Below are 11,576 nucleotides of genomic sequence, written 5' to 3' on the forward strand. Positions count from 1 at the left end.
CGATTATACCATAATTTCCGGTAAATGTAGCTTACTGGCCATTTGGCTCGTTATCGAGAAAGCTCTTAAGCCGCTCGGAACGCGTCGGATGGCGCAGCTTGCGCAATGCCTTGGCTTCGATCTGACGGATACGCTCGCGTGTCACATCAAACTGCTTGCCCACCTCTTCCAGCGTATGGTCGGTATTCATATCGATACCGAAACGCATGCGCAGGACTTTGGCTTCGCGTGGTGTCAGCGACTCAAGCACTTCCTTGGTTGCCTCGCGCAAACTGGAATACATGGCCGCATCGGAAGGGGTGATGGTCACCGCATCTTCAATGAAGTCACCCAGATGGGAATCGTCATCGTCACCGATAGGCGTTTCCATCGAGATCGGCTCCTTGGAGATCTTCATGATCTTGCGGATCTTCTCTTCCGGCATTTCCATACGCTCGGCCAGTTCGGCCGGATCCGGCTCGTGCCCGGTTTCCTGCAGGATCTGGCGGCTGATACGATTCATCTTGTTGATGGTTTCGATCATGTGTACCGGAATACGGATCGTACGCGCCTGGTCGGCAATCGAACGCGTAATCGCCTGACGAATCCACCAGGTTGCATAGGTCGAGAACTTGTAACCGCGACGGTATTCGAACTTGTCCACCGCCTTCATCAGGCCGATATTGCCCTCCTGAATCAGATCAAGGAATTGCAGACCGCGGTTGGTATACTTTTTGGCAATCGAAATCACCAGACGCAAGTTGGCTTCAATCATCTCGCGCTTGGCCAAACGCGCCTTCTTCTCGCCTGCCGCCATCTGGCGATTGATTTCCTTCAGCGCCGGAATGGTCAGCATGGCACGCAACTGGACATCGGCCAGACGGGTCTGACGCTCGATAATCGCGTGTTTGAAGCGCTCCAGCGTTTCGGACCAGGCCTTGCCGGATTCGATTTCCTTCACGACCCAGTCAACATTGATTTCGTTGCCTGGGAAGCTCTTGATGAAGTGGCTACGATCCATGCGCACACGCTGCACGCAGATATCCTGAATTTCACGCTCATGCGAACGCACTTCAGCCACCAGCGAGCGCAGAGAGTCACACAGGCTTTCAATCTGGCGCGTAGCAAAACGCACCTGCATAAAGGCATCAGTGATCTGCAGCTGGTGAACCTGGGCAGCCTTGGCATCGGATTTCTGCAATGCGGCAGTCAGGCCGGCATACTGCACGCGCACATCGGCAAAGAATTCGATCGCCTGCAATTTGAGCGCGAGCAGGTTAGCGGCATTGATGCTTTCCGCGTCGGCCTCTTCGTCCTCTTCTTCCGGCTCGTCATCATCCGGCATCTCGTCGTCTTCCGGCTCGGCAAATTCGGTCTCTGCCTCAACGCTGGCATTCGGGTCGATAAAGCCGTCGACAACTTCGTCGATACGCATTTCTTCGCGCTCGACCTTGTCCATCAGCGTCAGCACTTCGGCAATCGTGCCGGGGCAGGCCGAGATGGACTGGATCATGTACTTGAGACCGTCTTCGATCCGCTTGGCGATTTCGATTTCGCCCTCGCGGGTCAGCAGCTCAACCGTACCCATTTCACGCATATACATGCGCACAGGGTCGGTGGTGCGGCCGAACTCGGCATCAACCGACGACAAGGCGGCCTCAGCTTCTTCAACCGCGTCCTCGTCGGTGACCGCTGCCGGCGCATCAGTCATCAGCAGGGTATCGGCGTCTGGCGCCTCTTCGGTCACCCGGATACCCAGACCACCGATCATGACGATGATATTTTCGATCTGCTCCGCGTCGGACACGTCCTCCGGCAGATGATCATTGATTTCAGCGAATGTGAGGTAGCCGCGCTCCTTGCCCAGCGCAATCAGCTGGCGCAAGCGCTTGCGCTGCTCTTCCAGGCTCAACTGAGGATTGTCCTGGTTGTCCTGCACATCTTTATCGATTTTGGGGGAAGCCGCCATTTCGTTTCCTGCTTGAAAAAAAGCCGAAAAAAACAATTGAGTATATCACAGCCCGTCATTTCAACGGGTTGTGTACCGCCCGCGCCGCCATGCGGCGCATCAGTTCCTGCAACAAACGCTTCTCTTCATCACTTAGATGCTCAAGTCCGCGTACCGACAATTGCCGATATAGCGCGTCATCACACGCATCCATCATTCTGGAGAAGCCGCTCTTAAACATATCCAGATCAAACTCGTCCGGATTGGCAAGTTCTGCCGGGTCTCGCAACGATGCCTGCAACACAGAGTCAATCTGCGATTCAAACGGTGTACCACGAAAATTCTCGGCCAATTGCGCGCTGGTCGGCGTGTTGGCGCACGCCTGCGCCCGCTCGATCAAGGCTGCCAAACAGGCAATATCGCCAGACAAAGGCAAGCTATCACGCACCTCGACTTCATTGGCCCACGCCGGATTCATCACCAGCCACTTGATCAGGCGCCGAACGGTAGGCATCACATCCGGCTGCGCCGATTGGCGCGGCAAACGGTATTCACGCCGACCACGCGCAACCGCCTTGCGCTGGCCGGTCATCATGTCGAATTCGTCGACTTCTACGCCCACCAGTTCAGCCAGGCGCTTGCGGATAATAAAACCCAAGGCTGGCGCCGTAATCTGCGCCAGCAAAGGCATAGCCTGCTTAACCAGATCAGCGCGCCCTTCGGGGCTAGACATATCAACCCGCCGCGTCAGTTCGCGCGTCAGATAGCCCGACAAGGGCACACTGGCTTCACTCAACTGGCGCTCGAACGCCTCGGTGCCGTACTCGCGAATATACGAATCCGGATCATGCGCCTCCGGCAAAAACAGGAAGCTCAACGCCTTGCCGTCAACCAGAAACGGCAAACTGTTTTCCAGTGCCCGCCAAGCCGCTTTCTGCCCGGCTTTATCGCCATCAAAGCAGAACACCACCTGATCTGCGTGCTTGAGCAACTTACGCACATGCTCGCCGGTCGTTGCCGTGCCCAGCGTCGCGACTGCATACGCTACGCCATACTGCGCCAGCGCCACCACATCCATATAGCCTTCGACCACCAGCACCCGGTTGTGCTCGCGTATCGCCTGGCGCGCCTCGTACAGGCCATAAAGCTCGCGCCCCTTCTCGAACAGCGGCGTCTCGGGCGAGTTCAGGTATTTGGGTTCGCCCTGCCCTAGCACGCGTCCACCGAAACCGATAATCACGCCGCGCTGGTTACGAATGGGAAACATCACCCGGCCACGAAAGCGGTCGTAACGTTTACCTTCATCCCCCGCGATCACCAAACCGGCCTCGACCAGATATTCATCCTGATAATCCGGCACAATCGCGGCCAGATTTTGCCAGGCATCGGGCGCATACCCCAAGGCAAAGCGTGCGGCAATTTCGCCGGACAAACCGCGACCCTTAAGGTAACTGACGGCAGCAGGCGAAGATTTCAACTGCTGTTTGAAATAAACCGCAGCAGCTGCAAGGATTTCTTCAAGTGACAAGCGGCGCGCACGCGCAGCTTGCTCCGCCACCGGGTCGGCATATTGCACCTCCGGCACGGGCATGGACACACTATCGGCCAGCACGCGCACCGCATCGACAAAACCCAGCCCCTGATACTCCATGACAAAGCCGATGGCCGAGCCATGCACACCACACCCAAAGCAATGATAGAACTGCTTGGATGGGCTAACCGTAAAAGAGGGGGATTTTTCCTTGTGGAAAGGGCAGCAAGCCAGATAGTTCTGCCCCGCTTTTTTCAGCGGGACATAGCGATCCACCACGTCAACGATGTCGACGCGGCTCAGCAACTGATCGATAAAATCCTGCGGGATCATCCGCGCACCTTAAGCAGCAAGGCGGGCCTTAATCAGGGCCGACACGGCAGCCATATCGGCACGGCCGGCCAGTTGCGGACGCAATAGTGCCATGACCTTGCCCATGTCTTGCATGCCGGCAGCACCACTACTTGCAACTGCGGCTTCAATCAATGCATTGATTTCAGCTACGCTCAACTGCTGCGGCAGATAGTCGGCCAGCACCAGCATCTCTGCCTTTTCCTGCTCGGCCAGATCCTGACGGCCACCCGCCTCGTACTGCGTAACCGAGTCGCGGCGCTGCTTGAGCATTTTGTCGACCACCGCCACGATGGCGGCATCGTCCAGCTCAATACGCTCATCGACTTCCTTCTGCTTGATTGCGGCCATCAACAAGCGAATGGCGGACAAACGCGCGGCATCTCTGGCCTTCATGGCCGTCTTCATGTCGTCAGTGATACGTGATTTGAGACTCATATCGTGCTTTCAGAAGAGGCAGCGGCCGACATGAAGCCGGCCGCAGAAATGCGGAACTACAAAAGGCAAAACCGCAGACAAAGCCTGCGGTCCTGTAAATCAACCGTACGTAAAGCTTAGAACATCTTTGGTGGCAGCTGTTGGCTACGGATGCGCTTGTAGTGACGCTTCACGGCAGCAGCAGCTTTACGCTTGCGCTCGGTGGTTGGCTTTTCGTAGAACTCGCGCGCACGCAGTTCGGTCAGCAGACCGGTTTTTTCTACGGAGCGCTTGAAACGGCGCATTGCTACTTCAAACGGTTCATTCTCTTTTACGCGAACAGTCGGCATCGACAGGGATCCTTAAAATCTTGGGTAAGCTAAATGCTTGATAAAACCGGTATTTTAGCAACGGAATCCTTTTTGATAAAGTCCTGGATTCCGAAGTTCGTCACTTGAGTGCACCATGCACGACAAATGACTGAAAAAATCACCCCCTCACTAGGAGAAATGGTGTTGCAATTGGTCGAAACAAAACGCGGCCAGCGTAGGTGCCGGGGCGGCCTCGGCCATCGGCAGCACGTACTCGAAAGTGCGGGCTTCACGCAGGGCTGAAACTTATACCGGACTCGCAGCAAAAAGTCGAGACCTATCCGCGCCTGCCATCATTACGGCTACGCAGATACATCACCCGCGCTTAGCGCTGATCACGCTACTTAACTGCGCGACAGCGGCAAGAACCCGATCAAGATGGACCAGATCACTTACCTGCAGGCGGAAATGGATATGGATATACCCCTCCCCTGCCGAACCATCCTGCGTGTCTACGCTTTCGATATTGGCAGCAGCGCCGGAGATCGCTGACGCGATATCGGCCAGTGTGCCACGCTCATTGCGCGCCATCACGCTGACGGTCACCGCAAACATGCGATCCCGCTGCGTGTCCCAGGTAACTTCCAGTAATTTATCCTGATCGAAACGTCGGATATTGGCACACAGGCTGCGATGAATAATCAATCCCTGCCCCTTGGCTATCGCACCGACAATTTCGTCACCCGGAATAGGACTGCAACACGTCGCCAGTTGTATCGTACCGCTCTCGTTACCCCGAATGGCAATAGGCGACACGCGCACCGACTCGCCGGACTTGCGCCCGGCAAGCTCAACCAGACGCCTCGCGACGGCGATAGGCAACAGCTTACCCACCCCAAGCTCGGCCAGCACCTCGCGGAACGAGCCCAGATTATCGCCATACAGCGCCATATACTCATCCTGCAGCGCATCGACGCCAGCCAGCGGCGTCATCACCAGCGCACTCAAAGCCTGCTTAAGCAGGCGCTCGCCCAGCAAGGAGGCTTCGGTGGTCTGCAAGCTCTTTAAATAACTGCGTATACACGAGCGGGCACGGCCGCTCGCGACAAAATTCAGCCACGAAGGATTAGGCTTGGCCTGGGTCGAGGTAATCACCTCGACGCTGTCCCCGTTTCTCAACACCGTACGCAGGGGCACCAGTGCGTGATTAACGCGTGCCGCGATACAGCGGTGACCGACATCGGTATGTACCGCATAGGCAAAATCGACCGGAGTCGAGCCCTGCGGCAGGACCAGAATCTTGCCCTTGGGGGTAAAAACGTACACCTCGTCCGGAAACAGATCGATCTTGATATGCTCGAAAAACTCGATCGCATCATCACTCTCGGCCTGAATATCGAGAATGCTCTGCAGCCATTGGTGCGTACGCTGATGCGCCGTATCCAGACTGCCGTCACCACTCTTGTACATCCAGTGCGAAGCGATACCCGCCTCGGCTACCGCATTCATCTCGCGGGTACGAATCTGCATCTCCACCGGCGTACCATAAGGCCCGAACAAGGTGGTATGCAGGCTTTGGTAGCCGTTACCCTTGGGGATCGCGATATAGTCCTTGAACTTGCCCGGCAAAGGCTTGTACAGGCTATGCAGTGCACCCAAGCTCAGATAGCAGCTGGGAATATCGTTGACTACCACGCGGAAACCGTAGATATCCAGCACCTCGGAAAACGACAGGTTTTTTTCCTGCATTTTCTTGTAGATGCTGTACAGATTCTTTTCCCGCCCCTTGATCACCGCCTCGATCTTGTTCTCGGCCAGACGCTGGCTGACCGCTTCCAGAATCTTGTTAACGATCTCGCGCCGGTTACCGCGTGCCGCGCGCACCGCCTTGGCCAGCACGGTATAGCGCGTAGGGTAAAGATGCTTGAACGCCAGATCCTGCAACTCGCGATAGACCGTATTCAGACCGATACGGTTGGCAATCGGCGCATAAATTTCCAGCGTTTCCAGGGCGATGCGCTTGCGCTTGTCCTCACGCATCGAGTCCAGCGTGCGCATATTGTGCAAGCGGTCGGCCAGCTTAACGATAATCACGCGTACGTCGCGCGCCATCGCCAGCACCATCTTGCGGAAGTTTTCCGCCTGCGCGTCTTCCTTGGTCTGGTACTCCAGCCGTTCCAGCTTGGACAGCCCATCCACCAGATCGGCAATGGTCTTGCCGAAGTGCTCGGTCAGCGTGGGCTTGGATACCCCTGTGTCTTCCAGCACGTCATGCAGCAAGGCTGCAGCCACGCCCTGCGCATCCATGCGCCAGTCGACCAGCATCTGGGCCACTGCCAGCGGGTGGGTGATATAAGGTTCACCGCTTTTGCGCGTCTGCCCCTCATGCGCCTCACGGCTGACATCAAATGCCTGACGCAATAACTGCACATCTTCCGGCTTCAGATAGGCAGCGGCCGACTCAAGCAGAGCCGATGCCGCCGTGTCTATCATGGCCTGATAATCAATGGGGGGTGCGCTATCCAGCTGCATGCCTGAGAAATATCCGGGGGCAATTAGCCCTTATTACGGGTCAAAATTTCACGGCCGACATGACCGGCAGCGATTTCGCGCAAAGCCACCACGGTCGGCTTATTGCGACCGGGTTCAACAAAAGTCGTTCCGCCCGACGCAACCTGGCGGGCACGGTATGCGGCGGCCAAAGTCAGATCAAAACGGTTCTGGATACGGTCGAGGCAGTCATCAACGGTAATACGGGCCATGGGGTTTACCTCTTTCAGGAATGGTGGAAACTATATGTGATTTTGCCGGATTGACCAATCATTTCAGCCGGCAGGCTGCATCTGTGCCAACACGGACGCCAGACGCTGGCACTGGCGCGGTGCACGCAACTGCACCGCACGAACAACAGCAAGCAAATCCGTGCGTGCTTGCTCGAACTCATCATTAACTACGATGTAATCATATTCACCGACCAGCGCGATCTCGGCACGCGCCTCGGCCAGACGGCGCTCGACCACCTCGTTGCTATCGGTACCACGGCCGCGCAAACGGCTCTCCAACACTTGCAGGCTAGGCGGCAAAATAAAGATACCAACCGCCTCGGCAAATATCTCGCGCACCTGACGCGCACCCTGCCAATCTATTTCCAGCAGAATGTCGTGACCGGCAGTCGTACGCTCACGGATCCAGCGCACGCTGGTACCGTAGTAATTGCCGTACACCTCGGCGTACTCGAGAAAATCACCGGCGGCAATCATCGCTTCGAACGCATCACGCGATACAAAATGGTAATGCTGACCGTCGATCTCGCCGGCGCGCGGCGCACGCGTAGTAAAAGAGACAGAGAGTTCAACATCGGGTGCAGCCTTAAGTAATGCCGCCACCAGTGAAGTCTTACCGGCACCGGACGGTGCTACCACGATAAAGATGCTACCGGTCGACATACTCATGGGCTGGCTCTCTGTAAACTTGGACTAATATTTCAGGTTACCACAAGAGGGGGACATCTTTAAAGAGAGGCACTTGGAACTCCCGCACTCTCCTAATGATAAATCGTATAAAATAGCCAACTCATAAAAAACTGAAATGCCGCCGAGGGTGCACGACATGCAAGTTCTAGAGAGCCTGTTCAAACTTAAAGAACATGGAACCACGGTCAAAACGGAAGTCATCGCCGGGATTACCACCTTCCTGACAATGGCTTACATCGTTCTGGTTAACCCCGCCATCCTGTCGGCAACCGGCATGGATATCAATGCCGTCTTCGTCGCCACCTGTCTGGCTGCCGCACTGGGCACCAGCATCATGGCGCTGGTTGCGAACTACCCGATTGCACTGGCACCGGGCATGGGACTGAATGCCTATTTCACCTTCACCGTGGTGCAGGGCATGGGTGTTTCATGGGAAACCGCACTGGGCGCCGTATTCCTGTCCGGACTGGTCTTTCTCGCCGTCAGCCTGTTCAAGGTACGCGAGGCCATGGTCAATGCCATTCCGCAATCGCTTAAATTCGGCATTTCTGCCGGCGTCGGCATGTTCCTGGCGATTATCGGCCTGAAAAACGCCGGTGTGATTGCCGCCCATCCGGCAACACTGATCACGTTGGGGGATATCCATAACCCGACCACCCTGCTGGCTATTCTCGGCTTTTTCATGATTGTGGCTCTCGAATACCGCAAGGTGCCTGGCGCCATCATCCTGAGCATTATCCTGATCACCACGCTCTCCATTACGCTAGGCCTGTCGACCTTCGAAGGCATCTTTGCCCCGGTGCCAAGCTTGGCGCCGACCTGGATGGCGATGGATATCCAGGGGGCGCTTAATGCAGGCTTGCTGGGCGTGATCTTCGTCTTTTTCTTTGTCGACCTGTTTGACACGACCGGCACCCTGGTTGGCGTTTCACACCGTGCCGGCCTGCTGGACAAAGACGGCAAACTGCCCCGCCTCAAACGCGCCTTGCTGGCCGACTCGATCGCCATCACCGCCGGCGCGGCCATGGGCACCTCTTCCACCACCGCCTATGTCGAATCGGCTGCAGGTACCGCCGTGGGTGGCCGTACCGGCCTGACCTCGCTCACTGTTGCCCTGCTGTTTCTGGCCTGCCTGTGGCTGTCACCGCTGGCCAAAACCGTGCCGGCCTATGCAACAGCCCCCGCACTTTGCTATGTAGCCGTGCTGATGACACGCGGCCTGGCCGAGATCAAGTGGGAAGACCTGACCGAGGCAGCGCCCGCTGTAATGACTGCGCTGGCCATGCCTTTCACCTTCTCCATCGCAGACGGCATTGCCTTTGGTTTTATCAGCTTTACCGCCATCAAATTGCTGGCCGGTCGCGCCAAGGACCTGAGCCCGGCCGTATTGGTGATTACCGCCATGTGGATTTTCAAACTGGCCTTTTTCCACTAAGCTGCCTGCTATCTTCCATCGACAAGGGGCGCCTCGAGCGCCCCTTGTGCATACCCGTCCACAAACTTGTACAATGGCGGGTAACCCTTGTACGGACCGCATCATGGACAACCTCAGCAATATCGACTACGCGAGCTACCTCAAGGGCTGGATTCGCGCCGTTCCCAACTGGCCACACGATGGCGTAATGTTCCGCGACATCACGCCACTGCTGCAAAACCCCAAGACCTTCCGCATGCTGATCGATATCTTCGTCCATCGCTATATGGACCAGAAGATTGATCTGGTTGCGGGTCTGGATGCGCGCGGCTTTATTATCGGCTCGGTGCTGGCCTACGAGCTCAACGTCGGCTTCATTCCGATCCGCAAAAAGGGCAAACTGCCTTTCACCACGGTAGCGGAAGAGTATGAGCTGGAATACGGCAACGCCACTGTAGAAATGCACACCGATGCCTGCAAGCCAGGCGATCGCGTCCTGCTGATCGACGACTTGGTCGCCACTGGCGGCACCATGATGGCTGGCTACCATCTACTGCAAAAGTTGGGTGCAGACGTGGTCGAAGCGGCCGCGATTATCGAACTGCCCGAGCTGGGCGGTGCAAAACTGGTACGCGACGATGGCCTGTCGCTGTTTACTGTTTGCTCGTTCAGCGGAATCTGACGCTCTCCCCCATCACGAAAACCGCAGCCTCATGCTGCGGTTTTTTCTGCCCGCACCACACAACAAAAAGGCTGCCCGAAGGCAGCCTTTTTTATCTAATGAACCCAGCCTTAACGGCTTAGTACCACTCGATACCTTCTTTTTCGGTCGAGATCACGGTACCGGCTTCGCCTTTAACGATCTTCTCGATATCCTGCAGCGCGCCGATCACGGCTTTCTTGCCGGTCAGGCGGGCGAACTCGCAAGCCGCTTCCACTTTCGGGCCCATGGAGCCGGCAGCGAAGCCCAGCTTTTCCATTTCGTCCGGGTGAGCGTGCTTGATGGCTTTCGCTTCTGGCGTGCCCCAGCCGACAAATACGGTCGACACGTCGGTTGCGATCACGAAGTAGTCAGCATCCACTTCACGCGCCAGCAGGGCGGAGGTCAGATCCTTGTCGATCACGGCTTCCACGCCAACCAGCTTGTCGCCCTGGTACATGGTCGGGATGCCGCCACCGCCAGCTGCAATCACCACTGCGCCTTTTTCGATCATCCACTTGATAGGACGCATTTCGAAAATGCGCTTAGGCTTAGGAGACGGCACTACGCGGCGGAAGTATTCGCCGTCAGCCTTTACCGTCCAGCCCTTTTCTGCAGCCAGCTTCTCGGCTTCTTCCTTGCTGTAAACCGGACCAACAAATTTGGTCGGGTTAGCAAAAGCAGGATCGTTGGCATCGACTTCGGTCTGGGTCAGGATGGTCGCGAACGGCACTTCAACTGGCAGCTCGTTACCCATTTCCTGCTCGATCATGTAACCGATCATGCCTTCGGTTTGCGCACCCAGGACGTCCAGCGGATACGGTGTAACCGAAGCATCAACGTGACGGGCGTAAGCATCGTTCTGCAGACCCAGCAGGCCGACTTGCGGGCCGTTACCGTGGCACATCACCAGGTTGTGGCCCAGACGGGTCACGGCAGCCAGCTGTTGTGCCGCTACTTTTACGTTGGCACGCTGGTTGTCGGCGGTCATGGCTTCGCCACGCTTTTGCAGGGCATTACCGCCCAGAGCTACTACTACGCGCATTTTTTATCCTTTAGCCACACAGCCCGACGGGCTATGCAGTGAAATCATCAATCAGAAGCGGCATTAACCGCTTCACAAGGAACAATGGCCGACCACACCTGCAAGGTGCTGCCGGCCATGTCACGGCGCGACAGAATCGCACCGACTCAAGTATCCGACTAGTGCCGGATATCAGGCTTCAAGCTTACTGGTTGCCCAGGGTCGAAACCATGATGGCCTTGATGGTGTGCATGCGGTTTTCCGCCTGCTCGAAGGCTACGTTAGCGTGGCTTTCGAACACGTCTTCGGTCACTTCGATACCGTTGGCGAATTGCGGGTACACAGCAGCCACTTCAGCACCTACAACGGTTTCGCTGTTGTGGAAAGCTGGCAGGCAATGCAGGAACTTAACGGCTGGGTTCTTGGCA

General features: G+C 56.6%; 10 protein-coding genes and 1 pseudogene. 2 read left to right on the plus strand and 9 right to left on the minus strand.

The annotated features are described in order from the left end of the window. Positions 1-31: 31 nt before the first annotated feature. From rpoD to gmk, 7 genes are all read right to left on the minus strand, one after another. Entirely contained in the window at positions 32-1,948 is a 1,917-nt protein-coding gene (gene rpoD / locus M3P88_RS14030) for an RNA polymerase sigma factor RpoD (RefSeq protein WP_249616629.1), read from the minus strand. A gap of 55 nt (positions 1,949-2,003) precedes the next feature. Beyond that, positions 2,004-3,791, minus strand: coding sequence for a DNA primase (gene dnaG, locus M3P88_RS14035; protein WP_249616630.1), 1,788 nt, complete (start codon positions 3,789-3,791; stop codon positions 2,004-2,006). Between the two features lie 9 nt (positions 3,792-3,800). Next, positions 3,801-4,247, minus strand: a complete 447-nt coding sequence (locus M3P88_RS14040; RefSeq protein ID WP_249616631.1) for a GatB/YqeY domain-containing protein — start codon at positions 4,245-4,247, stop codon at positions 3,801-3,803. 116 nt (positions 4,248-4,363) lie between these two features. After that, positions 4,364-4,576, minus strand: coding sequence for a 30S ribosomal protein S21 (rpsU, locus tag M3P88_RS14045; protein WP_124735141.1), 213 nt, complete (start codon positions 4,574-4,576; stop codon positions 4,364-4,366). 336 nt (positions 4,577-4,912) lie between these two features. Then, a complete protein-coding gene (locus M3P88_RS14050; RefSeq protein ID WP_249616632.1) occupies positions 4,913-7,069 on the minus strand; it encodes a RelA/SpoT family protein in 2,157 nt (718 codons plus the stop codon). A gap of 23 nt (positions 7,070-7,092) precedes the next feature. Beyond that, a complete protein-coding gene (rpoZ, locus tag M3P88_RS14055; protein ID WP_124735143.1) occupies positions 7,093-7,299 on the minus strand; it encodes a DNA-directed RNA polymerase subunit omega in 207 nt (68 codons plus the stop codon). A 63-nt stretch (positions 7,300-7,362) separates the two neighbouring features. Beyond that, complete coding sequence (gene gmk / locus M3P88_RS14060; protein ID WP_502798959.1) at positions 7,363-7,989, minus strand: guanylate kinase; 627 nt, start codon at positions 7,987-7,989, stop codon at positions 7,363-7,365. A gap of 157 nt (positions 7,990-8,146) precedes the next feature. Between gmk and M3P88_RS14065 the strand changes: the two genes are divergently transcribed. Further along, positions 8,147-9,445, plus strand: coding sequence for an NCS2 family permease (locus tag M3P88_RS14065; RefSeq protein ID WP_160798206.1), 1,299 nt, complete (start codon positions 8,147-8,149; stop codon positions 9,443-9,445). A 103-nt stretch (positions 9,446-9,548) separates the two neighbouring features. Further along, the gene (locus M3P88_RS14070) at positions 9,549-10,106 is read left to right on the plus strand and encodes an adenine phosphoribosyltransferase (protein ID WP_249616633.1); all 558 of its coding nucleotides are present in this window, start codon (positions 9,549-9,551) and stop codon (positions 10,104-10,106) included. 118 nt (positions 10,107-10,224) lie between these two features. On the opposite strand, the gene arcC is transcribed toward M3P88_RS14070, so the two are convergent. Beyond that, entirely contained in the window at positions 10,225-11,169 is a 945-nt protein-coding gene (gene arcC, locus M3P88_RS14075) for a carbamate kinase (RefSeq protein ID WP_124735147.1), read from the minus strand. Positions 11,170-11,353: 184 nt separating this feature from the next. Next, a pseudogene (locus tag M3P88_RS14080) lies at positions 11,354-11,576 on the minus strand (ornithine carbamoyltransferase); the annotation flags it as partial.

It is taken from the genome of Craterilacuibacter sp. RT1T, assembly GCF_023502145.1.
Taxonomy (GTDB): Bacteria; Pseudomonadota; Gammaproteobacteria; order Burkholderiales; family Chromobacteriaceae; genus Craterilacuibacter.

Excerpts from the sequence above, each read along its gene's own strand:
- arcC (WP_124735147.1), bottom strand. The coding sequence starts at position 11,169 with ATGCGCGTAGTAGTAGCTCTGGGCGGTAATGCCCTGCAAAAGCGTGGC.
- rpsU (WP_124735141.1), bottom strand. The coding sequence starts at position 4,576 with ATGCCGACTGTTCGCGTAAAAGAGAATGAACCGTTTGAAGTAGCAATG.
- M3P88_RS14070 (WP_249616633.1), top strand. The coding sequence starts at position 9,549 with ATGGACAACCTCAGCAATATCGACTACGCGAGCTACCTCAAGGGCTGG.
- M3P88_RS14050 (WP_249616632.1), bottom strand. The coding sequence starts at position 7,069 with ATGCAGCTGGATAGCGCACCCCCCATTGATTATCAGGCCATGATAGAC.
- dnaG (WP_249616630.1), bottom strand. The coding sequence starts at position 3,791 with ATGATCCCGCAGGATTTTATCGATCAGTTGCTGAGCCGCGTCGACATC.
- rpoZ (WP_124735143.1), bottom strand. The coding sequence starts at position 7,299 with ATGGCCCGTATTACCGTTGATGACTGCCTCGACCGTATCCAGAACCGT.
- gmk (WP_502798959.1), bottom strand. The coding sequence starts at position 7,989 with ATGAGTATGTCGACCGGTAGCATCTTTATCGTGGTAGCACCGTCCGGT.
- M3P88_RS14040 (WP_249616631.1), bottom strand. The coding sequence starts at position 4,247 with ATGAGTCTCAAATCACGTATCACTGACGACATGAAGACGGCCATGAAG.
- M3P88_RS14065 (WP_160798206.1), top strand. The coding sequence starts at position 8,147 with ATGCAAGTTCTAGAGAGCCTGTTCAAACTTAAAGAACATGGAACCACG.
- rpoD (WP_249616629.1), bottom strand. The coding sequence starts at position 1,948 with ATGGCGGCTTCCCCCAAAATCGATAAAGATGTGCAGGACAACCAGGAC.